The 21,518-nt window shown below is 73.3% G+C and carries 24 protein-coding genes; 13 read left to right on the top strand and 11 right to left on the bottom strand.

Features of this window, described 5'->3' with window-relative positions:
• Positions 1 to 82: 82 nt before the first annotated feature.
• Together AB0P07_RS25750 and AB0P07_RS25745 are read right to left on the bottom strand one after the other, a co-directional pair.
• Positions 83 to 1,006 carry a helix-turn-helix transcriptional regulator gene (locus tag AB0P07_RS25750; protein ID WP_365554560.1) on the bottom strand — a complete coding sequence of 308 codons (924 nt, stop codon included), beginning with the start codon at positions 1,004 to 1,006 and terminating at the stop codon, positions 83 to 85.
• A gap of 134 nt (positions 1,007 to 1,140) precedes the next feature.
• A complete protein-coding gene (locus AB0P07_RS25745) occupies positions 1,141 to 1,368 on the bottom strand; it encodes a DUF397 domain-containing protein (protein WP_365554557.1) in 228 nt (75 codons plus the stop codon).
• Positions 1,369 to 1,549: 181 nt separating this feature from the next.
• On the opposite strand from AB0P07_RS25745, the gene AB0P07_RS25740 reads away from it, so the two are divergent.
• From AB0P07_RS25740 to AB0P07_RS25715, 6 genes are all read left to right on the top strand, one after another.
• Positions 1,550 to 2,128, top strand: coding sequence for an ATP-binding protein (locus AB0P07_RS25740; RefSeq protein ID WP_365554554.1), 579 nt, complete (start codon positions 1,550 to 1,552; stop codon positions 2,126 to 2,128).
• Between the two features lie 28 nt (positions 2,129 to 2,156).
• On the top strand, positions 2,157 to 2,702 hold the full coding sequence (locus AB0P07_RS25735) for a hypothetical protein (protein ID WP_365554551.1): 546 nt from the start codon (positions 2,157 to 2,159) through the stop codon (positions 2,700 to 2,702).
• A 217-nt stretch (positions 2,703 to 2,919) separates the two neighbouring features.
• Positions 2,920 to 4,689, top strand: a complete 1,770-nt coding sequence (locus AB0P07_RS25730; protein WP_365554548.1) for an ABC transporter ATP-binding protein — start codon at positions 2,920 to 2,922, stop codon at positions 4,687 to 4,689.
• 171 nt (positions 4,690 to 4,860) lie between these two features.
• Positions 4,861 to 5,121, top strand: a complete 261-nt coding sequence (locus AB0P07_RS25725; protein ID WP_365554546.1) for a DUF5133 domain-containing protein — start codon at positions 4,861 to 4,863, stop codon at positions 5,119 to 5,121.
• 295 nt (positions 5,122 to 5,416) lie between these two features.
• Positions 5,417 to 5,902, top strand: a complete 486-nt coding sequence (locus tag AB0P07_RS25720) for a hypothetical protein (RefSeq protein ID WP_365554544.1) — start codon at positions 5,417 to 5,419, stop codon at positions 5,900 to 5,902.
• Positions 5,903 to 6,010: 108 nt separating this feature from the next.
• Positions 6,011 to 6,226 (top strand): hypothetical protein, encoded by a 216-nt coding sequence (locus AB0P07_RS25715; RefSeq protein WP_061440771.1) that lies wholly within the window; start codon positions 6,011 to 6,013, stop codon positions 6,224 to 6,226.
• A 45-nt stretch (positions 6,227 to 6,271) separates the two neighbouring features.
• Here the strand turns inward: AB0P07_RS25715 and tgmB are convergent, their stop codons facing one another.
• The 3 genes from tgmB to AB0P07_RS25700 all read right to left on the bottom strand — a co-directional run bounded on the left by tgmB (position 6,272) and on the right by AB0P07_RS25700 (position 7,905).
• Positions 6,272 to 7,258 carry an ATP-grasp ribosomal peptide maturase gene (gene tgmB, locus AB0P07_RS25710; RefSeq protein ID WP_365554541.1) on the bottom strand — a complete coding sequence of 329 codons (987 nt, stop codon included), beginning with the start codon at positions 7,256 to 7,258 and terminating at the stop codon, positions 6,272 to 6,274.
• Between the two features lie 16 nt (positions 7,259 to 7,274).
• Positions 7,275 to 7,466, bottom strand: a complete 192-nt coding sequence (tgmA, locus tag AB0P07_RS25705; RefSeq protein ID WP_365554538.1) for a putative ATP-grasp-modified RiPP — start codon at positions 7,464 to 7,466, stop codon at positions 7,275 to 7,277.
• A gap of 118 nt (positions 7,467 to 7,584) precedes the next feature.
• Complete coding sequence (locus AB0P07_RS25700; RefSeq protein ID WP_365554535.1) at positions 7,585 to 7,905, bottom strand: YkvA family protein; 321 nt, start codon at positions 7,903 to 7,905, stop codon at positions 7,585 to 7,587.
• 205 nt (positions 7,906 to 8,110) lie between these two features.
• On the opposite strand from AB0P07_RS25700, the gene AB0P07_RS25695 reads away from it, so the two are divergent.
• Positions 8,111 to 9,631, top strand: coding sequence for a hypothetical protein (locus tag AB0P07_RS25695; protein ID WP_365554532.1), 1,521 nt, complete (start codon positions 8,111 to 8,113; stop codon positions 9,629 to 9,631).
• Between the two features lie 78 nt (positions 9,632 to 9,709).
• Here AB0P07_RS25695 and AB0P07_RS25690 read toward each other — a convergent pair whose 3' ends face one another.
• From AB0P07_RS25690 to AB0P07_RS25680, 3 genes are read right to left on the bottom strand one after another with little or no spacing between them, the layout of a single operon-like run.
• Complete coding sequence (locus tag AB0P07_RS25690; RefSeq protein ID WP_365554529.1) at positions 9,710 to 11,839, bottom strand: xanthine dehydrogenase family protein molybdopterin-binding subunit; 2,130 nt, start codon at positions 11,837 to 11,839, stop codon at positions 9,710 to 9,712.
• A 29-nt stretch (positions 11,840 to 11,868) separates the two neighbouring features.
• Positions 11,869 to 12,861 carry a xanthine dehydrogenase family protein subunit M gene (locus AB0P07_RS25685; RefSeq protein WP_365554526.1) on the bottom strand — a complete coding sequence of 331 codons (993 nt, stop codon included), beginning with the start codon at positions 12,859 to 12,861 and terminating at the stop codon, positions 11,869 to 11,871.
• Entirely contained in the window at positions 12,858 to 13,418 is a 561-nt protein-coding gene (locus tag AB0P07_RS25680; protein WP_365554524.1) for a 2Fe-2S iron-sulfur cluster-binding protein, read from the bottom strand. Before AB0P07_RS25680 ends, AB0P07_RS25685 begins: the two co-directional genes overlap by 4 nt.
• A gap of 197 nt (positions 13,419 to 13,615) precedes the next feature.
• Here AB0P07_RS25680 and AB0P07_RS25675 point away from each other — a divergent pair, with 197 nt between their 5' ends.
• Positions 13,616 to 14,200 (top strand): maleylpyruvate isomerase N-terminal domain-containing protein, encoded by a 585-nt coding sequence (locus tag AB0P07_RS25675; protein ID WP_365554522.1) that lies wholly within the window; start codon positions 13,616 to 13,618, stop codon positions 14,198 to 14,200.
• 125 nt (positions 14,201 to 14,325) lie between these two features.
• On the opposite strand, the gene AB0P07_RS25670 is transcribed toward AB0P07_RS25675, so the two are convergent.
• The gene (locus AB0P07_RS25670) at positions 14,326 to 15,486 is read right to left on the bottom strand and encodes a hypothetical protein (protein WP_365554520.1); all 1,161 of its coding nucleotides are present in this window, start codon (positions 15,484 to 15,486) and stop codon (positions 14,326 to 14,328) included.
• A 191-nt stretch (positions 15,487 to 15,677) separates the two neighbouring features.
• Here AB0P07_RS25670 and AB0P07_RS25665 point away from each other — a divergent pair, with 191 nt between their 5' ends.
• On the top strand, positions 15,678 to 16,472 hold the full coding sequence (locus tag AB0P07_RS25665; protein ID WP_365554517.1) for an SDR family oxidoreductase: 795 nt from the start codon (positions 15,678 to 15,680) through the stop codon (positions 16,470 to 16,472).
• A 10-nt stretch (positions 16,473 to 16,482) separates the two neighbouring features.
• Here the strand turns inward: AB0P07_RS25665 and AB0P07_RS25660 are convergent, their stop codons facing one another.
• Entirely contained in the window at positions 16,483 to 17,568 is a 1,086-nt protein-coding gene (locus AB0P07_RS25660) for a YihY/virulence factor BrkB family protein (protein WP_365554593.1), read from the bottom strand.
• 189 nt (positions 17,569 to 17,757) lie between these two features.
• Between AB0P07_RS25660 and AB0P07_RS25655 the strand changes: the two genes are divergently transcribed.
• Genes AB0P07_RS25655 through AB0P07_RS25640 form a run of 4 tightly spaced genes read left to right on the top strand, consistent with a single transcriptional unit; the run spans position 17,758 to position 19,938 of the window.
• Positions 17,758 to 18,165 (top strand): hypothetical protein, encoded by a 408-nt coding sequence (locus AB0P07_RS25655; protein WP_365554514.1) that lies wholly within the window; start codon positions 17,758 to 17,760, stop codon positions 18,163 to 18,165.
• A complete protein-coding gene (locus AB0P07_RS25650; protein ID WP_365554511.1) occupies positions 18,162 to 18,947 on the top strand; it encodes a hypothetical protein in 786 nt (261 codons plus the stop codon). The genes AB0P07_RS25655 and AB0P07_RS25650 overlap by 4 nt, the downstream gene beginning before the upstream one ends.
• 38 nt (positions 18,948 to 18,985) lie before the next feature.
• Positions 18,986 to 19,510 (top strand): roadblock/LC7 domain-containing protein, encoded by a 525-nt coding sequence (locus AB0P07_RS25645; RefSeq protein ID WP_365554509.1) that lies wholly within the window; start codon positions 18,986 to 18,988, stop codon positions 19,508 to 19,510.
• A gap of 53 nt (positions 19,511 to 19,563) precedes the next feature.
• Positions 19,564 to 19,938 carry a hypothetical protein gene (locus AB0P07_RS25640; RefSeq protein WP_365554506.1) on the top strand — a complete coding sequence of 125 codons (375 nt, stop codon included), beginning with the start codon at positions 19,564 to 19,566 and terminating at the stop codon, positions 19,936 to 19,938.
• 102 nt (positions 19,939 to 20,040) lie between these two features.
• Here the strand turns inward: AB0P07_RS25640 and AB0P07_RS25635 are convergent, their stop codons facing one another.
• A complete protein-coding gene (locus tag AB0P07_RS25635) occupies positions 20,041 to 21,405 on the bottom strand; it encodes an FAD-dependent oxidoreductase (RefSeq protein ID WP_365554503.1) in 1,365 nt (454 codons plus the stop codon).
• Positions 21,406 to 21,518: the final 113 nt, after the last annotated feature.

Below are 21,518 nucleotides of genomic sequence, written 5' to 3'. Positions count from 1 at the left end.
GCGTCATCCCCATGTCCCGTACCGCGAGCGCGATGCAGAAGGGCACGGACGACGTGAAGGAGGAGCCGGGCGTCGTCGCTCGCTACTTGTCGGCGGCGTAGCGCATCGCGATCGTCTCGCGCAGCCGGTCCAGCGACTCGCGCGGTGTCAGCGCCTCGTCGGCCAGCCGGTCCAGCGCGACCCGGTACTCCTCGGTCTCGTCCCGGTCCTCCAGGAAGTTGGCGCTCTTGATGTGCTCCAGATAGACCACGTCGGGCAGATCGGCGCCGCCGAAACGCAGATAGGTGACCGGGATCGCGGGCGCCGACGCGTTCGTCACGTCCAGCGGCACGATCTGCAGCGTCACATGGGGCTGCTTCGCCATCCGGACGAGGTGCTCCAGCTGCTCCCGCATGACCTCGCGGCTGCCCAGCACGCGCAGCAGCACGGACTCGTCGATGATCGCCCACAACTGCGGTGCGTCGGCGCGGCTCAGCAACTCCGCCCGGCGCTTGCGCAGCTCGACGCGGCGCCGGACCTCCCCCGCGGCGGCGTTCGGCAGCCCGCGCTGGACCACGGCCTCGGTGTAGGCGGGGGTCTGGAGCAGACCGGGGACGTACTGGATCTCGAAGGTACGGATGGTCGACGCGGCCTCCTGGAGGCCGACGAGGCGGTCGAACCACTCGGGCATCAGACGCTTGTCGTACCGCTGCCACCAGCCCGGTTCGCCGGCCCGCTGCAACAGCCTGAGCAGGACCGAGGCCTCGTAGGCGTCGGTGCCGTACCGCTCGAGGAGCGCGCGTACGTCGGTCTCCGTGGGAGGCTTGCGGCCCTTGCCCGATTCGATGCGGGAGAGCTTCGCGCCGCTGAACCCCACGTCGCGGGCGGCCTGGTCCTGGGAGAGGCCGGCGTCCTCGCGAAAGCCCGCCAGCTGGACGCCGACGAGCATCTTCAGCAGGGTCGGAGCCGGCTCGGCCCGCTCCAGGTAGGGCTCGAGACGGGAGATGCGATGCGACGCGGCGGACATCCTGACTCCCAGCAGACCGGCAGACTTGAAGGAAACACTATCTCATCCCATCGGTGCTCGCCGCATCTGCCCGTAGAAATCGGGTAGTTGGGCTCCGTTTGGGCCTCCTTTCGGGACCGCCGCCCCGCGCCGCCCTACAGCAGGTGGTCGAACTCGCCGTCCTTGGCCCCGGCGAGGAAGGCGGCCACCTCCGCCGGCGTGTAGACGAGCGCGGGACCGTCCGGATAGCGGGAGTTGCGCATCGCGATGCCTCCGTCCACGAGGGCGACCTCGACGCAGTTGCCCTCGGCGTTGCTGTGCCGACTCTTCTTCCAGCAGGCGTCCAACGAGCTGGCCTGCACTCCGTTGCGCACTGGTGGCACCGCGGTCTCCTTGCTGTTCGGGGGAGCGGACCGAGCCGTGCCGGTCCCCGAGCGCCCCCATCCGACTCTTTTTCGCGCAATTTCTCGTGCAATTGCACGCGAGCGCTCTAAGCGTGGATACTAGCTGTGGCGTCAACCCCCCGGTTGAGGTCCCGTTCTGACGTCGCATCAGGGAGATGCTGTGCCGTCACCTGCGCATCCAACGCTCCGGTCGCCCGGCGAACCCGTGTCGGAGGCAGGCGCGACGAGCCGCCCGGCAGGGCTCCCGCACCCGGCGCGAGAGGCCGCCGGCCGGACCGACCGGTCGCTGCCCGCCTCGTACGAGAGCCGCCTCGCCCTCGGTGGTGGCCCGGCCTCCGCCGTGCTGCGCGTCGGGTGCAGCCGGGAGGGGTTCGCCCGGGCGCGGGTCTTCACACGGGACACGCTGCGCGGGTGGTCGCTCGAACATCGCGGTGACGACGCGGTCCTCGTGGTCACCGAACTCGTCTCCAACGCCGTGACGCACGCGGTGCCGCCGACTGCGGCCGGCGTGCCGGAGATCGGGCTCGGGCTCGCCCTGGGCCCGGCCCGGCTCACCCTGACCGTCGCCGACCCCGGGGACAACGCGCCCGTGTTCAACCCGTCCGACGGCTCCGCACTCCGGGAGCACGGACGCGGCCTGTGCATCGTCGACGCGCTCGCGGAGGAGTGGGGCTGGGCCCCGCGTCCTCCGGCGGGCAAGACGGTCTGGGCCACGTTGTCGACCTGCCCCCTCACCTGACCCGACTGCCGCGGAAGGGCCCCACACCATGCGCAGCGCTCCGACACCCGAGCCGAGCATCCAGCGCACCGACCGTCACGCGCCACCCGGCGCGCACCGCACCACCGCCCTGCTCGCCGGCCTGGACGGCGTGCCCTGGAGCGACATCCAGGACTCCACCGGCTCGGCGGCGGCCATTCCCCGGCTGTTGCGCAAGGTGGCCCGGGGTGACGCCGAGACCGCCCGCGCCGCCCTCGGCGACCTGCGCAAGCGCATCTGCCAGTACGGCTTCGTCGTCGAGCAGGCGACCGCCGCGACCGTGCCCTTCCTGTGGGAGCTGGCGCAGCGGCCCCAAGTGAGCTGCCGGGCGCAGATCATCCAGCTGTTGAAGAACATCGCCGACGCCCGGCAGTGGGAGACCACCGCCATCGCCTACCCCAAGCTGCTCAACCACCGCGAGAACCCGGTGGCCTGGGAGCGCGCGGCCCGGCAGGCCGTCCGCGCCCGGCGGGACGGGCTGGAGCGGCTGCTGGCCGAGGACGACACCGAGATCATGCGCGCCAGCACCGAACTCGCCCGCACCCTCGGGGACTGACCCCCGCGAACTCGAGGGCCGAGGAGACCGGGACCCGCGCCCTCCACGGGGGAGAAGGCGCGGGTCCCCTCCGCGGCCTGCCGCGACCTTCAGCGGCGTTCAACGTCCGTCACGGCCTTCCACGGTGCGGAACGGTGTGGCGTACTCCCGGCCGACGGGGTAGGAAAGCGCGGGAAGCAAGCGCTTTCCCCACTCGGTCACCAGGAGGACCACGCCGATGGCGTCGCCGCCCGAAAAGCCGCTCGACCACCGCTACCGGGGCGAGCACCCGATACGCACCCTCGTCTACCTGTTCCGTGCCGACCGCCGCCGACTGGCGGGCGCGGTCGCCGTCTTCACCGTCAAGCACAGCCCCGTCTGGCTGCTTCCCCTGATCACCGCCGCCATCATCGACACCGTCGTGCAGCACGGCCCGATCGAGGACCTGTGGACCAGCACCGGGATCATCATGTTCATCCTGGTGGTCAACTACCCGCTGCACCTGCTGTATGTACGCCTTCTCTACGGCAGCGTGCGCCGCATGGGTACCGCCCTGCGCTCCGCGCTGTGCACGCGTATGCAGCAACTCTCCATCGGCTACCACTCGCGGGTCAGCGCGGGCGTCCTGCAGGCCAAGGTCGTGCGGGACGTGGAGACGGTGGAACAGATGGTGCAGCAGACCGCCGAGACCGGCCTCGGCGCGTTCACCGTCCTCACCGGCGGCCTCGTCATCATCGCCGTGCGCACCCCCGAGTTCCTGCCCGTCTTCCTCGTCGTCGTTCCCGCCGCCTCCCTCCTCGTGGCCCGGCTCCGCGCCCGGCTGCGCACCCACAACGAACACTTCCGCCACGAGGTCGAGACCCTGTCGTCCCGGGTGACCGAGATGACCCGGCTCATCCCGGTCACCCGCGCCCACGGACTGGAGGGCAAGGCGCTGCGCCGCATGGACGGCACCCTGGACCGGCTGCTCACCTCCGGGATGCGCCTGGACCTGGTCAACGGCCGCTTCGGTTCGCTGTCCTGGGTCGTGCTCAACGTGGTCGGGGTGCTGGTCCTCGCGGGAGCCGCGCTCATCTCCTACTACGGCGTCTGGGGAGTCACCGCCGGCGACGTCGTCATGCTCAGCGCCTTCCTGACCACCCTCACCAACTCCACGACCACGCTGGCGGGCCTCGCCCCGGTCATCACCAAGGGCCTGGAGTCCGTCCGTTCGGTCGGCGAGGTGCTCCAGGCGCCCGAACTGGAGGACAACGAGGGCAAGGCGGAGCTGACCTCGCTGCGCGGAGCCGTCGCCTTCGAAGGCGTGGGGCACCTCTACGAGAGCGACGGGCGGCCCGCGGTCAGCGACTTCACCCTCTCCGTCGAACCCGGCGAGACCATCGCCCTGGTGGGCGCGTCCGGCGCCGGCAAGTCCACCGTGCTCAACCTGGTGATCGGCTTCCTGCGGCCGACCTCGGGCCGGCTGCTGCTCGACGGCACCGACATGAACACCCTCGACCTGCGCACCTACCGGCGCTTCGTCTCGGTGGTGCCGCAGGAGTCGATCCTGTTCGACGGCACGATCCGGGAGAACGTCGCCTACGGCATGGACGACGCCGACGAGAAGACGGTGCGCGCCGCCCTGCGCGACGCCAACGCCCTGGAGTTCGTCGACCGGCTGCCGCACGGACTGGACACCCTGGTCGGGGAGCACGGGGCCAGGCTGTCCGGCGGACAGCGCCAGCGCCTCGCCATCGCCCGCGCCCTGATCCGCGACCCCCGGGTGCTGATCCTGGACGAGGCCACCTCGGCGCTGGACACCCGCTCGGAGGCGCTGGTCCAGCAGGCACTGGCCCGGCTGCTGCGCGGGCGCACCACGTTCGTCGTCGCGCACCGGCTGTCCACCGTGCGGGGCGCGGACCGGATCGTGGTGATGGGCGAGGGCCGGATCCTGGAGACCGGTACCCACGAGGAACTCCTCGCCGGGGGAGGAGCGTACAGCGCACTGCACAGCGGTCAGGTCGCCTGACCGTCGCAGGGACCGCCCATCCGTCCGCTTTCAACCAACTCGTCGACCGCTCCTGATGGCGTTCAGACAGGAAAGGACGGGATCTGGTCAATTGTGAACGCGGCCGTGCGTGATGTGACTGTTTCCCCTGGGTACGGGCATACGCAGCGAAAACCGAGAGAGGGGCGCTTCGTGCTCGAACCGGACCCGAAGGTCGTCAGGGAGTTGCTGACGCGGTACGCGTCGCTGCGGATCGCTCAGGCGGAGAGGGAAAGGCCGGAGGCGGCGCGGGAGTTGGCGGACGTCAGTTACACCCTGTGCGTGATGATGGCGACGACCGCCGTGCACGACGCGGTGGCGAAGGCGGACGCGTTGCTGCTCGCCAAGGGGTGCGCGCAGGAGGTCCGCTCGCTGGACGCGGACGGGGACAGCGGCCTGTCGCTGGCCGTGTGACATCCCCGCACCGCACGGCCCGTGTCGTGGTGCGAACCGGACGCCCCGGTCCGCGCCACGACACGGGAACCTGTGCACCCGCCCCAGAGACCGGGCCCTTCGCCCGGAAGGCCGTACGGTGGGCGTACGGGGTGGCCCCGACCACCCGGCGGAACCGCTCCGGGAGGGCCTCGGCGGAGGTGCTGGCGAGAATCCGTTGGAAGCTGTCGTTTCCGCCGCTGTGCGGCCGTCCGCCGGCTTCCTACCTTGGACTTCGATCACCGCCTCGCCCGAACTGTCTCCCGGAGCCCGGCCCATGACCAAGATCCTGCTGTCCCTTCACGTCCTGGCGGCCATCCTCGCCGTAGGGCCCGTCACCGTCGCGGCCGGCATGTTCCCCGCGGCCGTCCGCCGGGTGCCGGTGGGCGTGACCGCCGGGGGAGGAGGCGGGGCGGCCTCCGGGGACGTGGGTACCGTCCGGCTGCTGCACCGCATCTGCCGGGTCTACGCCGGTCTCGGCATCGCCGTGCCGGTCCTCGGCTTCGCCACCGGAGCCTCGATGGGCGTCCTGGGCGACGCCTGGCTCGTCGTGTCCATCACCCTCACCGCGGCCGCCGCGGGACTCCTGGTCGCCTTCGTCCTGCCGCGCCAGGAGGAGCTTCTGGAACAACTGACCGACCTGCGGCCCGTCGAGCGGGCACGTACGGCCCGGCTGGCCATGTTCACCGGCATGTTCAACCTGTCGTGGGCCACGGTGACCGTCCTCATGATCGTGCGGCCCGGCTCCACCACCGGTGTCTGAAGGACCGTTCACATCCTGGCGGAATGCGCACCCCCGCGTGAACGGGCGCCTAGACTGCTCAGTCGCGCCTCCGTACGGGGGCGGACGACACGAAAGGCACGTTGACGGGTGTTCCAGGATTCCCCCATCTACGACCGACTCGTCGCCGAACGCGGTGACGTCCCCGACCAGGTGCGGCGGGACGCCGAGCGTGTGAGCAGGGAACTGGAGGTGGTCATGCGTCCCTTGCGCGCCCCCGGACACCTGCCCGGTGCCGAACGCCGGCCGTCCCCCGGCGCCGGCTGGCAGCGCACCGCCCTGCTGCCCGGCCCGCGCCCGAGCTGACGGACGGCCACGTCGCGCAGGGCCCCGTGACGGGCGCACCGGATCTCACCCGGCCGCCACCGTGCCCGGACCCCCCGCTTCCACCGGATCCGCGGCGCCGGGCCGGGCCAGCCAGTCGGCGATGGTCCGGGCGATCGGCTGGCCCGTGTCCACCTCGACGAAGCCGAACTGCCCCGACTGGTTGCACTCGAGGAACCACCAGGTGCCGTCGCCGTCCTCGGCGAAGTCCAGGGCGCCGTAGGCCAGCCCGGCCGCCCGCAGATAGGCCCGGACCCCCTCGGCGACGCGCGGCGGCACCTCGGCCGGGCGCCACGGTTCGCCCGAGGCGGTGAAACGAACGTCCACGTCGTCGGGGCCCAGCTGCGCGAGCGCCGTTTTGCGAGCGGCCAGCAACTCCTCGCCGACCACCGTCAGCCGGATGTCGGCACGCTTGGCGACCCGGCGTTGCAGCAGCGTCGGGCCGTGGGCGACGGCGGAGAAGTCCGCCTCGGGCGGGACCCGGCTGGTCGGCACGGCCAGGGGCGGATCCTGCGGATGGGCGCCCGAGACGGGCTTGACCACCAGATCCGGGTAGCGCTCGGCGAACTCGCGGGCCGCCCGGGGAAACGTCGTGATCAGCGTCGCCGGCACCGGCAGCCCGCACTGCTGGGCGAGACGCAGCTGCCAGGGCTTGTACCTGGCCCGGTGCGCGGCATCGGGCTGGTTCATCCAGCGCGCCCCCGAACCGCGGAGCATGCCGTACAGCGCCTGGCCGGACTCCTCGGTCAGCCATGCGGACGGTTGGGCGGCCCGGGTGGCCGCGCCGCCCGGCCTGCGCACCCAGACGGACCGCAGCCCGCCGATGCTCACCAGGCGTCCCCCCGAGGACAGATGGCCCCGGAAGGAGCCGTGCACGAACTCGCCGGACAGCGCGACGGAGTCGGTGAGGTCGGCGGGGTCCAGGCGGACCACCGGTACTCCCGACGCGTTCAGGTGCACCACCACCATGTCCGCGGTGACGTCCTCTTCACTGGTCAGGATCAACACGGTCATTCTCGGCGGCCCGTGTTCAGTCGTCGAAGTGAGTCTTCGACCCCGCGGTGGAGGTCGTGGTCCCCAGCTCTCTCAGCAGCGCGTGGTCGCAGGCGGCCACCCGCCCGTCGAGGAGCACGTTCAACTGCAGCCCGGAGTCGTAGACGTACGGAGTGGTGGCTTGAAACTCCACTGCCGGCCGTGCGTAGTTGAGCGCGAACGGTGTCATCGTCTCTCCCTAGTCGGTGCTGCGCCGATCAGACGACGGCCCTTGGCGCCGCCGTCTGGTCCGCCGACTTCCTTCGGCTTCCAGAGACTTATACGAGTCGAACGGGTGATTGGTTTCCTTACGCTGCGTAGTCACCGGGCGGGCCGGTGGTCCGACGCCGGTCGCCGGCCCCGCGCCGGCCGCCGATCCGGCCGCGCGTGGAGCGCAGCGCCAGCAGCAGCACGCCGATGTCGTCCAGGTAGACCGGATCGGGCAACAGGTCCGCCGGGAGCACCAGGTAGAGGACGGCGCCCCAGAACACCCAGCGCGGCCCCGTGGGAAGGCCGGCCCGCCTGAGGTCCCGCCGGGTGTGGACCAGGCGCACCAGCACGGCGACCGCCGCCGCGAGGGCGAGCGCCGCGAGCAGCACCGCCACGACGATCACAGTGGTCGTATCCACGGGCCCCTCCTTCGCGGCGCGCGGCACGCGCCCTTGTGTCCGGATGCCCGCTCCCGGCGGCCGCAAGACCGGCGGACGGGGTCTCTCATCCCCTTGGCCCACCGGAGTGGCACGGCGTCGTGGGCGTGCCTAGTAATGGCAGCACACAGCGCGAGTCGCATGTCGGGGACGCAGGGCGGCCGCACCCCCATCACACGGAGAGATCATGACCACCGGCTCTTCATCAGCTCGCTCGCCCGAGTACGCCATATCCGCCGTGGACCTGCCCACCGGGGAGACGACCACGACCACCGGCACGGCACGATCGCCGGGGGCGGATCCCGGCGCCCGGACCGCCGCGGAACGGCCCTCACCCGAGCGGGACAGCGACATGTGGGACGTCGACTTCGACGACGACCTGCCCGAACTCGAGCCCGACCCCGACCTCCCCGCTTCCGGCTCCGACGGTCCCGGCCCCCGGCAGCCCGGGCCCGGCCCTCGCGAGGCCGACGCCGACGCGGACCTCCACGCCGACCCGCACGCCCATGCCGACGTCCACGACGCGGCGGCGCGGGCCTACGGTGATCCCGTCGGCGACCTGGTGCGCGCCGCCGTGGCCGACCGGCCGCTGGAGGAGGTCGTCGACCTGATCACCACGCTGGAGAAGTCGCCGCAGTACGCGCAGGCCACGATCGACGCGCTCCGTGCCGTCGGCGTGAACCGGTCCGTCGAGGACGTCACCCGGCTGGTGGGCCTGCTGACCCGGCCGCCGCGCCACTCGGACAGCGCGGACGAGGCGATCCGCGCCGCGGCGGAGTGCCGCTCCGTGGAGGACGTGACCCGGCTGATGGCGCTGCTGCACCGCACGCCGCTGGAACCGCACTGCGGTCAGGAAGCCGTGCGGGCCGCCGCCACCGGCCGGCCGGTCGAGGAACTGGTCGAACTGATCGGCCGGCTCGCCGAGGACGGACACCTGCGCCCGGAGCGGCCCGACGCCCGGCGGCTGCGGGCGGCCCAGGACGCGGCCGACGGGGACGGCGGCCGCGAGCCCGCCGCCCGGTCGGCGGGACGCGGCGGCGCGTTCGCGGGAGCGGACCGCCGCGGCCGCGAACGCCGCATGCGGCCACGCCCGTTCAGCCGCGGACGCGACGGCCGGGAGGAAACCGCTGCGGCGCGCGAGGGCGACGAGACCCGTTCGGCGCGCGACCGTGACAAGCCCCGCGCCGCCCCCGACCGCGACAACGCCCGTGCCGCGCGCGACCGCGACAAGGCACGCTCGGCGCGCGACGGTGACGAGGCGCGTGCGGCACGGCGGACCGCCCGGGGCCCGGTGTGGCCGGCCTGGCTCACCGCCGCGGTCCTGGCCGGATGCGGCGTGGTCTACTTCCCGCTCCACCGCGGCGACGCCTCCGCACAGGCCTACGGAGTGGCCCTCGGCCTGTCGGCGCTCTGCCTGGTGCTGGCCCTGCTGCTGACCGTGCGGTCGGCCGTACCGCTGCTGGCCGCCGCGGTGGTGGGACCGGCGGCGCTGGCCGCCGCCAAGCTCTACGGGAGCGCCACCGCCTCGGCGCGGGTGTCCCCGGTCACCGACCTCACGCTCGCCCCGACCTGGATCGCGGTCGCGGTGGCCGTGGCCGCCTCGCTCGTCGCGCTGACGGCGCTGTGCGTGCGGGTGGCCGCGCCGGCCTCCGCGCGGCGCGGGCCGGCTCGCCGCGTGGCCGTGGCGAGCCGTACCGCGGCGGACTGAGCGCGTCCGCCCGCGTACGCCCGCACGACGTGGCCCGCGCCGGACGACGTCCGGCGCGGGCCACGGGCACGCTGGTGTTCAGACCCCGAGCATGCCCGGGGGATGCTCGTGTGCGAGCAGGGCGGTGAGCACCCGGTCCGGAGTGAGCGGCAGTTCGCGGAAGCGGATGCCGGTGGCGTGGTGGACGGCGTTGCCGACGGCCGCCGCCGAGCCGACGATCCCGATCTCCCCGATCCCCTTGCTGCCCATGGGGTTGAGGTGGTCGTCCTCCTCGTCGACCCAGTGCGCCTCCAGGTCCGCGACGTCCGCGTGCGCGGGCACGTGGTACGAGGCCAGATCTCGCTCGACGAAGTCGCCGAAGACCGGGTCCACCGTGCTGTCCTCGGTCAACGCCATCCCCAGGCCCATCGTCATGCCCCCGATGAACTGGGAGCGGGCGGTACGGGCGTTGAGGATGCGCCCGGCGGCGAAGACGCCGAGCAGCCGGGTCACCCGTACCTCGCCGGAGACGGTGTCCACGGTCACCTCGGCGAAATGGGCGCCGAACGCGTGCCGGGCGTAGGGGCTCTCGGCGTCCGCCTCGCCGGAGGTGTCGGCCTCGGCGGTGACCCCCTCGTCGGGCAGCGGCCCCGAGTGCTCCGCCAGCCGGGCGGCCAGCCGGGCGCACGCCCCGTGCACGGCCGACCCCCAGGACGCGGTGCCCGAGGAACCGCCGGCCACCGGGGCGAATCCGATGCCGCTGTCGGCCACTTCGATCCGCACCCGCTCCAGCGGGGCGCCGAGGGCGTCGGCGGCGACCTGCGCGAGCACCGTACGGGCGCCCGTGCCGATGTCGGTGGCGTTGACCCGTACCAGGAAACCGCCGTCCGGCAGCGCCCGCGCCGAGGCGACGCACGGGGAGACCAGTACCGGGTAGGTGGCCGAGGCCACCCCGCTGCCCACGAGCAGGGACCCGGCGGAGCGGGAGCGGGGACGGGGGTCGCGGTCCTCCCAGCCGAAGCGCCGGGCGCCCTCGCGCAGACACTCCACCAGGTGCCTGCTGCTGAAGGGCTTTCCGCTGTCCGGCTCGGTCTCCGGTTCGTTGCGGATCCGCAGCTCCAGCGGGTCGACGCCGACTTCCGCGGCCAGTTCGTCCATGGCGGACTCGAGGGCGTACATGCCGGGACACTCGCCCGGCGCGCGCATCCACGACGGTGTGGGCACGTCCAGCGCCGCCACGCGGTGCAGTGTGCGCAGCGCGGGGGTGCCGTACATGACGCGGGCGGGGACCGCGGCCTGCTCCACGAACTCCTTCACCCGCGAGGTGTGCGTCGTCACCTCGTGCACCAGGGCGGTGAGCCGGCCGCCGGCGTCCGCACCCAGGCGCAGGCGGTGCAGCGTCGGGGCGCGGTGCCCGACGACGGCCGGCAGGTAGCGGCGCGGCAGCGCGACGGTCACCCGCCGCCCCGTCTCGCGCGCCGCCATCACGGCCAGCACCACCTCGGGACGCGGGGTGCCCTTCGAGCCGAACCCGCCGCCCACGTGCTCGGCGCGCACCGTGATCCGATCCTCGGGCAGCCCGAACAGGCGCGCCAGTTCCTTCTGCACCGCCGTGGTGCCCTGGCTGGAGCAGTGCACGGTCAGCCGGTCGCCGTCCCAGCGCGCCGTACTGGTGTGCGGCTCCATGGGGTGGTTGTGCAGCGGCGGCACCGAGTACTCGACGTCCACCCGGGTCGCCGAGGAGGCGAAGGCGGCGTCCGGGTCGCCGTGCTCGGTGACGGCCGGGAATCCCCCGTTGGCCGACTCGGGGACGTACGCCTCGGGATGCGAGGCGGTGAGCGCCACGTCGTGGGGTTCTTCCTCGTAGGTGATGCGCACGGCGGCGGCACCGGCGCGGGCCGCCTCCAGCGTCTCGCCCACCACCACGCCCACGAACCAGCCCCGGTGCGGGACGTGCGGGCCCTGCAGCACCGACAGGGTCGGGTCGTCGGGATCGCCGAGGCGGGGCGCGTTCTCGTGCGTGAGCACCGCGAGCACGCCGGGCAGCGCGAGCGCCGGCGCGGTGTCGACGCCGGTCACCCGGCCGCGCGCGACGGTCGCCGGCACGGGCCAGGCCTGGGCCCGGCCGGGCGCGTCGAACTCGGCGGCGTAGCGGGCGGTGCCGGTGACCTTCTCCCGCCCCTCCCGGCGCTCGACGGGAGCGCCCAGGACGGCATCGGTGGCGGTCATGGAGTCCTCCTCGTGGACGCCGGGGTCCGTCAGGTGGTGGCCGGCGGAGCGAGCCGGCCCAGTACGTCAAGGGCCAGCCGACGGGCCAGCGGCACCTTGTAGGCGTTGTCCCGCAGCGGTTCGGCCGCGGCCAGTTCCAGGTCGACGGCGTGCTCGAACGCCGCCGTGGTGGGCGCCGCGCCCACCAGCGCGTCCTCCGCCCGCCGGGCCCGCCAGGGCCGGTGCGCCAGCGCCCCGAAGGCGATCCCGGCCCGCTCCACCACCCCGTCCGCCAGGTGCAGCACGACGGCGACGGAGGCCAGCGCGAAGGCGTACGACGCCCGGTCGCGGGCCTTGCGGTAGGCCGAGGGCAGTCCGGCGGTGGCCGCGGGCAGCACCACGCCCGTGATCAGCTCACCGGGGTGGATCTCCGTGTCCCGCTCCGGGTGCATGCCGGGCAGCCGGTGGAAGTCGGCCGCGGGCACGCTGCGGCCGCCCTCGGGGCCGCGCAGCTCCACGCGCGCGTCGAGGGCGGCCAGTGCCACCGCCATGTCCGAGGGGTGGGTGGCGACGCACTGGTCGGAATGGCCCAGTACGGCATGGTCGCGGTGCACGCCCTGCAGCGCGCCGCAGCCGGTGCCGGGCTCGCGCTTGTTGCAGGGTTTGGACACGTCCTGGAAGTAGGGACAGCGGGTGCGCTGCAACAGGTTGCCGCCGGTCGTGGCGGCGTTGCGCAACTGCCCGGAGGCGCCGGCCAGCAGCGCCTGGGACAGGGCGGGGTAGCGGTCGCGCACGGCGGGGTGGGCGGCGAGGTCGCTGTTGCGGACCATCGCCCCGGCCCGCAGCGAGCCGTCGGGCAGCTCCTCCACCGTGTCCAGCGGCAGCCGGGTGACGTCGACGAGGGCGGCCGGCGTCTCCACGCCCAGTTTCATCAGGTCGACGAGGTTGGTGCCGCCGCCGAGGTAACGGGCGCCGGGGTGGGCGGCGAACGCGTCGGTGGCCTCCTCGACGCTGCCCGCGCGTACGTAGGCGAAGGGCTTCACGGGATCACGTCCTCGACCGCGTCGGCGATGCGCGGATACGCACCGCACCGGCACAGGTTGCCGCTCAGCCGCTCCCGGATCTCCTCCCGGTCCAGCTCGACCGGCGCCCCGGAGGGCGTCGCCGGGTCGGTGACGTGGGAGGGGTGTCCGGCCGCGGCCTCGGCGAGCGCGCCGACCGCGGAGCAGATCTGGCCCGGTGTGCAGTAGCCGCACTGGAAGGCGTCACGATCGAGGAAGGCGCGCTGCAGCGGGTGCGGTTTCTCGCCGTCCCCGGCGAGGCCCTCGACCGTGGTGATCTCACAGCCGTCCAGGGCGACGGCGAACAGCAGGCAGCTGTTGACCCGCCGCCCGTCGACCAGAACCGTGCAGGCGCCGCACTGCCCGTGGTCGCAGCCCTTCTTGGCGCCCGCCAGGCCGAGATCCTCGCGCAGGAGGTCCAGCAGGACCCGGCGGTGGTCGACGGTGAGCGTGTGCGGTTTGCCGTTGACGCGGAGCGTGGTCTGAGAACGGGAGGACTCCGGTGGGCGGGAAGCGGGGCTCTCGTGCTGGCTGTCCATGGCGTCACTGACCTTCCGGGACGGGCCGGGCTCCTGTGCCGTCCGCGTATCCCCCTCGCGCCGGATGACACGTGAGGGTGCCCTCAGCCGGGCCCCGGCAGCCGCGGTCCTCGACCGGCGCGGGCCGATCAAGACGGCGTCCCCAGGGTGATGCCACGACCACGCGATGCGGAGACCTCACGGAACCGGCGCACGTCGTGCGCGACTCCTACGAGGCGCTGGCGGGCGTCGTCCGCCCGCTCGGGGACGCGGAGTCGTGGCTGCCGACCGGCTGTACCGGGTGGGCGGTGCGCGACCTCATGTTCCACCTCCTCGCCGACGCCCGGCGGGCCCTGGTGGCGCTGCACACCCCGGCCGCCGCCCCGCCCGACCGGGACGCCGTCACCTACTGGACGCACTGGGCACCGAACCCGGTCGGCGCCGCCCACGGCCGACGCCACAACCGGGTCGCCGTGAGCATGTTCCTCGACTTCGGGCAGCTCAAGGAGGTCTGCCTGGAGACCCTCGCCGCCGCCGCGCGGGCCGCGGGCGCCGCCGCGCCGGACCGGCCGGTCCTCACCCAGGGGCACGTCCTGACCGCCGGGGACCTCATGCTCACCCTGGCCGTGGACGCCACCGTCCACCATCTCGACCTGACCGTCGCCCTGCCCGCCGCGCCCGGGCCGGCACCGGCCGGGCTCGCCGCGGTCCGCGCCCCCTGGACGGCCTGCTGGGCCGCCCGGTGCCGATCGACTGGGGCGACGAGCACTACGCTCGCGCGGCCACCGGACGCACGCCCCTGACCCCCACCGAACAGCATGCCCTGGGAGCGGACACGGACCGCTTCCCCCTGTTCAGCTGGGGCCGGATGACCACCACGGTCGGCTGAGGCCGGGGGAGCGTCACGCCCGTCGGCCGGGCGGCGGGATCACCCGCCGGACCGGGGCGGTTCGCCGGCGGCCCCGTCGTCGGACCGGGGGCGCGGTGTTCGGCTGGCGGCCCGGAACCGGTCCAGTGTGCGGGTCAGCCCGCGCAGCGGGGACGCCGGTGGATCGGCCGGGGGCGGCCCGGCCGGGGCGGCGCCGGCGGACTCGCGGTACACGGCAAGGGCCTCGGCCGCCCGTTCCGCCGCCTCCCGATACAGGTCACGGGACTGGGTCATCGCCTCGAGCGCCTCGGCGTACATCGCCACCAGCTTGCGCTCCCGCGCCAGTTCCTCCTCCAGCGTCAGCAGCCGCCAGTCCTCCCGCAGCGAGCCGAGCGCCGCCACCGCGTCGTCCGGCAGCGGCCTGGCCAGCGCGGCGAAGGAGGTCACCGCCGCGATCAGCGCGGTGGGCTCGGAGCCGTCCAGGAAGACGGTGCGGACGGAGAAGTCACCGGCCGCGTAGTCGTCCGGGGCAGGCGTGCCGGGCAGCACCACGGCGCCGCCGCGCGGGACCTGGACGCCGAAGTCGTCCAGGGCCCAGTTCACCACCCGCAACTGCTGCGGCGCGGCGCGGTGCTCGACCACCCGGTGGCGCAGACCGGGCGGCAGCCACTGCGCGAGCGGAACCCGGCCGCGGTGGTCCGGCGTCATCGCCTCGTGCACCACGACGTGGACGTTCCAGGGGCTGCGCCCCGCTTCCTTCATCAGCCTGCGTACGGCCCTGTCGTCGTCCGGCAGGGTGTTGATGCCCCGCAGCCGCAGCCCCGTGGCGGTGTCCCGGTCCCAGGTGACGTCCGGGTCGTCCGGCCAGAACACGGTCGCGGGGGAGGGCCAGGCCAGGTCCCAGGCCTCCTCGGCCTCCGCGAGCAGGGTCCACTCCTGCCCGCCCGCCGAGGCCGGCTCCAGGATCAGCCGGGCCCGCACGGTCACGTCCCCGGGAACCCTCCAGCGCGCCTCGAAGATCCGCGGCCCCGGCGTCCCCGCCGGTCCGGACTCCTGCGTCGGCTCGTCGGGCGGTTCGAGGAAGTCGTCGACGACGTGGTCGTCCTTGAGTCGCTGCAGCGTGTGCCGGACGGTGTCCTCGGCCGCGGAGCCGACATGGCGGCCGCGAGCGGCCCACAGCGTGGGCGGATACGTGGGGCGGGCGGTGGGAGAGGTCGGCATGGGTCCATCGGGCAGCAGGGGCACGGACGTAGGCAAGTATTGTCGCCGCAGGTCAGCCGAGAGCACCGGGGGTCCGCCGACCGGGCGTGCCGCGGCGCGGCGCACGGTGCGGCCGACCGGGCCGCGACGTGCGTGGGCGAAGGTGGGCAGGAGCAACCCGACCGACCGTACGGCACGACAGGAGCGACCTGATGAACCTCGACCTCGCCGGACGCACCGCACTGGTGACGGGCTCCTCGCAGGGCATCGGGGCGGCGATCGCCGCCGGGCTGGCCCGGGCCGGTGCCACCGTGGGCGTCAACGGACGCGACGCCGGGCGCCTGGCGGAGAGCGTCGAGAGGCTGCGGGCCGAGGTGCCGGACGGCGTGTTCGTGCCGGTCGCCGCCGACCTCGGGACCGCGGAGGGCGCCGAGCGGGCCCTGGACGCCCTGCCCGACGTGGACGTCCTCGTCAACAACCTCGGTGTCTTCGGCGCCGCGCCCGCGCTGGAGATCGGCGATGACGAGTGGCGCCGCTACTTCGAGATCAACGTCCTCGCGGGGGTCAGGCTGACGCGCGCCCATCTCCCCCGGATGAGGGACCGCGGCTGGGGCCGGGTGCTGTACATCGCGAGTGACTCGGCCGTCGTGATCCCGGCCGAGATGATCCACTACGGAGTCTCCAAGACGGCCCTGCTGGGAGTCGGCCGCGGCTTCGCCAAGGAGGCGGCGGGCAGCGGCGTCACGGTGAACTGCGTCATCGCGGGCCCCACCCACACCGAGGGTGTCGAGGACTTCGTGTACCAGCTGGTCGACCGCGACCTGCCCTGGGACGAGGCACAGCGCGTCTTCATGCGCGAACACCGGCCGCAGTCGCTGCTCCAGCGGCTGATCGAACCCGAGGAGATCGCCAACCTGGTGGTGTACCTCAGCTCCCCCCTCGCGTCCGCCACCACCGGGGCCGCCGTCCGGGTGGACGGCGGCTACGTCGACTCGATCCTCCCGTAGGCGCCCCTTCTCATGCCGGTCCCTCGCACTCGTCCCCGGCGGCGCGTCGCCGGTCCGCCTCGTCCCAGGCCCGTGTGTCGCGCGGCTCCACGTACGGTTCCTCCTCGGGCGGGTGTCCGACGTCGATGACCCGCTGCCGGGCCAGCTCCGCGTCGAACTCCAGGCCGAGCAGGACGGCCAGGTTGGTGACCCACAGCCAGACCAGGAAGATGATCACGCCGGCCAGGGTGCCGTACGTCTTGTTGTACGAGCCGAAGTTGGCCACGTAGAAGGCGAACCCGGCGGAGGCGAGCAGCCAGATCAGCAGCGCGAGCAGACTGCCCGGGGAGATCCACTTGTAGCCCTTGACCCGGGCGTTCGGCGCGGCCCAGTACAGGATCGCGATCATGAAGGTGACCAGCAGGACCAACACCGGCCACTTGGCGATCGACCACACGGTCAGGGCGGTGTCCCCGATACTCAGGGCGGTGCCCGCCTGCCGGGCGAGGCTCCCGGTGAAGACCACGATCAGCGCGCTGACCACCGCGAGCACGAGCAGCACCACGGTCAGCCCCACCCGCAGCGGCAGCACCTTCCACACCGGGCGCCCTTCGGGCATGTCGTAGACCGCGTTGGCCGCCCGGATGAAGGCGGCGACATAGCCGGACGCCGACCAGACCGCACCCACCAGACCGACCACTGCGAGCGCGGAGCCCAGGCCCGCCCTGGCCTGCAGCTGTTGCACCGCGTTCGTGAGGACGTCCCGCGCGGAGCCGGGCGCCAGCTTCTTCACGTTGTCCAGGACCTCCTGGGTGGCCGAGTCCCCGGCGATGCCGAGCAGCGACACGAGCACCAGCAGGGCCGGGAAAAGCGCCAGGATCCCGTAGTAGGTCAGGGCGGCGGCGCGGTCGGTCAGCTCGTCGTCCTTGAACTCGGCGACCACACGCCGCAGCAGCGCGATCCACGAACGTTTCGGCAGTTCGGTGGGGGAGTCCGGCGCGGCTTCCTCGGTGGCGGCGTCCGGACCGTAGTCGTCGTCCGGCCCCTCGCAAGCCGGTGCGTTCGCCGATGTGTCCTTCGTGTGCTTCCCGCGACGGGAGAGATGCAGTAGGGCCATGCCCGCCGGGTTGCCCGTCTCGGTGTGGCCACGCGCGTCCATCCGCTCGTGCACCGGGCCGAACCTCGCAGTATCCCTCGGCGCGGGCATGTTCCTCTGGAAAATGCCAAAGCACTCACCTGATGCGTGCACTTTCCGTAGTGTCGTCGTCACGTTCGCGGTACTGCCGTGCAGGGGAGGGGATCCGGCGTGCCCGGAATCGACGAGAGTCTGCTGGAAGCCATGAGGCTGCCCGGCGCGCGCGGCGCGTCGCTGGTCGACTGGATCAGCGGGCTCGCTCTCGGCGCCGTCGGCGAGGCGCCGGGCGGCGACTGGGAGGCTACCGCCGCGGAGACGGCGGAGCTGGGCCGGCACGTCGCGGAGAGCGGCTCCCTGGCGGCGGACGGCGCCGAGGCCGGCGGCGCCGAGCCCGGGCAGGAACCCCCGGTGGAGGACCTGATCGCCACCACCGGCGACGCCTATCACCTGCTCAGGTTCGTCAGCACCCCGTTCGACAGCACCGTCTTCCTGCACCTGTGGCTCGACCGCAACGACGGCAACCTCGCCCTGGCCCGCATCCGGCTGGCCGAGATGGCCGACCGGCTGGTGCTCGGATGACCCGGGTGACCACCACCTGGACCGCGTACGAGACGACCGCGGACGCCCTCGGCGCCCTGGCGGCCGAAGGGGCGACCGGCGCCCTGTCGGGCGAGCGGGGCATCGTCTACCTCAAGGCGGGCCGTGTCGTGCACGTGGAGTCGGCCTTCGCCCCCGACCTCGGCGCGCTGCTCACCCGCAGCGGCGCGGTCCCGCCGGACGGCTGGTGGGAGGCGGTCGACCGGGGCGGGACACAGCACCGGGTCGGCCACCGGCTCGTGGACAGCGGCAGGCTCGCCGCCGGCGCGCTGGAGGTCTGTCACCTGGGCGCGCTGTTCGACGCCGCCTACTTCGTCCTGGCCCACGACACCCGCGCGCAGCGCTTCCGGCCGGGCGCGGTGCACTGGCTCGGCGCGGTCCGTTCCGTGCCGGTGGACGTCGTCGTGCGCGAGTCCGGACGCCGGCGCGCGCTGCTGGACCGCATATGGCCCGACCCCGCCATCGACACCCTTCCGCTGACCCGGGTGCCGGGCACCGGGACCGCCGCCCTGCCCGTGCGGCGGGGCCGCACCCTGACCCAGGTCGACGGCGTCCGCACCGCCGCGCAGATCGCCTCTGCGCTCGCCTGCCGCACTTACCACACCCTCGTCGAACTGCGCCGCCTGGCCGCCGACGGCCTCGTCCGCGCGGCGGCGCCCGCGGCCCCGCCCCTGCCGCCCGGACCCGAACCGCCGGGGGTCGTGTGGGACGACCCCGACACGGCCCTGCTGCGACGGCTCCGAGACGCCCTGGAGGCCCTGTGATCCGCGCGCGTCGCAGGCGCGACGAAAGGAGACTGCTCATGGCCGTCGAGAGCGACGTCCTGGACGAACTGCACCGGCTGCGCAACCGCGTGCCCCAACTGACCGGGTCGCTCGCGGCCACCGTGGACGGGCTGGTCCTGGCCCACGACGCGCCGGGCACCGAGCCGGAGGGGCTCGCCGCGCTCACCGCGGCCGCCCTCGGCGTCGCGCACCGCATGGCCGAGGCGACCGCCCGCGGCGGCTTCCGCGAACTGCTGCTGCGCGGGGCCGACGGCTACGTCGCCACGTACGCCGCCGGTCCGGCCGCCGTGCTCACCCTGCTCGCCGACGGCCGGGTCAACGTGGGCCGGCTGCACCTGGAGGGCCGGCGCAGCGGCGCGCGGATCGGGGAGCTGGTCGCCGCCGGCCTCGGTCCCGAACGCGGCCGCGCCCCGGGCGCCGAACCCGTCACGGCGCTCCCCGACCGGCCGGCCCGCCCCATCGGCACCCTGCCGGTGCGCACCCCGCAGCGCCCCGCCCACCAGCCCGCTCCCCAGGCGGGCGGCCACCACCGGCCGACCTGACCCACCGATCGCGTACCGAACGCACACCGATCACGTCCGGAAAGGAAACCACCATGGCCAACCTGGAGACCTCGCTCAAGGAATGCCTCAGCTCCATCGACGGAGCGACCGCCGTCGCGCTCGTCGACTACACCAGCGGAATGGCGCTCGGCACCCTGGGCGGCGGCAAGGACTTCAACCTGGAGGTCGCCGCCGCGGGCAACACCGACGTCGTGCGGTCCAAACTGCGCACGATGGAGCACCTCGGGCTCAAGGACGAGATCGAGGACATCCTCATCACGCTCAACACCCAGTACCACATGATCCGCCTGCTCAAGGGCCGCGGCGGCAACGGGCTGTTCCTCTACCTGGTGCTGGACGCGAGCCGCGCCAACCTGGCCATGGCCCGCCACCAGCTGCGCCGGATCGAGAGCGACCTGGAGGTCTGAACCCGCCCCCGCGTTCGCCCGGGACGCACCCGGACGGCCCCGGCGGACAGGTCCGGCACCGGCCCCCACCCCGAGGAGGCGGCCGGTGCCGGACACCGAGGCTCAGGCGCCGCTCTCCCGGAGCATGTCCTCGCGCTCGACGTACTTCACGCGCTCACGCCCCTGCGGCTCGCCCTGTGCCTTCTCGGCGGCGTCGAGCCTGTACCAGCCGTCCCAGGTGGTGAAACGGACGTTCCGCTCGGCGAGGAAGGCGTCCACGGCCTCGGGAGCCGGCGAGGCGGGCGTCTGGAGACGGCCGTTCGCGTAGTCGTCCAGCAGGTTGGACACCGTCTCGTTGGCGTCGCCCTTGGTGTGGCCGATCAGGCCGACCGGGCCACGCCGGATCCAGCCGGTGACGTACGTCGACTGCAGGTGCTCCCCGGACTCCTGGACGACCCGGCCGCCCGCGTCCGGGACCGTGCCCGAGTCGATGTCCCAGGGCAGCTTGGGAAGCTGGTCGGAGAGGTAGCCGACGGCCCGGTAGACCGCCTGGACGTCCCAGTCCTTGAACTCGCCGGTGCCCTTGACGTTGCCCGTGCCGTCCAGCTCGGTGCGCTCGGTGCGCAGGCCGACCACCTTGCCGTCCTCGCCGAGGATCTCCGAGGGCGACTCGAAGAAGTGCAGGAACAGCTTGTGCGGCCGGTCGCCGACATCGCGGATGGCCCAGTTCTCCAGGGTCTTGGCAACCATGTCGGCCTGCTTGTTGGCGCGCCGGGTCGCGATCGAACCCTCGTCGTAGTCGATGTCCTCGGGGTCGACGATCACCTCGATGTTGGGGGAGTGGTCCAGCTCCCGCAGCTCCATCGGGCTGAACTTCGCCTGGGCCGGGCCGCGGCGGCCGAAGACGTGGACCTCCAGCGCCTTGTTCGCCTTCAGTCCCTCGTACACGTTCGGCGGGATCTCGGTGGGCAGCAGCTCGTCCGCCGTCTTGGCGAGGACCCGGGCGATGTCCAGGGCGACGTTGCCCACGCCGAGGACGGCGACCTTCTCCGCCTCCAGCGGCCAGGTGCGCGGGAAGTCGGGGTGTCCGTCGTACCAGGCGACGAAGTCGGCCGCGCCGTAGGAGCCGTCGAGGTCGATGCCGGGGACGGACAGCGCCCGGTCGGCCGTGGCGCCGGTGGCGAAGATCACACCGTCGTAGAAGGCGCGCAGATCGTCCAGGCTGATGTCGCTCGGGTAGTTCACATTGCCGAAGAGGCGGATCTGCGGCTTGTCGAGCACCTGGTGCAGGGCCGTGATGATGCCCTTGATGCGCGGGTGGTCGGGCGCGACGCCGTACCGGATGAGTCCGAACGGGGCGGGCATGCGCTCGAAGATGTCGATGGAAACACCGGGGTCGGCGGCCACTTCGGACTTGAGCAGGGCGTCAGCGGCGTAGATCCCGGCCGGGCCGGATCCGACGATGGCCACCCGCAGTGGGCGGGGCATGTTGATGTTCCCTTCGAGCGGTGACAGATCGACTCTCGGGGAAGCCTAAGCTAAGGCAAGCCTAAGTCGGTACGCGGGTCCGGTCTATGAGGTCATAAGTGCACCTTATGGGA

It is taken from the genome of Streptomyces sp. NPDC085944, assembly GCF_040686295.1.
GTDB lineage: Bacteria > Actinomycetota > Actinomycetes > Streptomycetales > Streptomycetaceae > Streptomyces > Streptomyces salinarius.
Note: the sequence above shows the minus strand (reverse complement) of the source record. Positions and strands in the feature narration are given on the sequence as shown.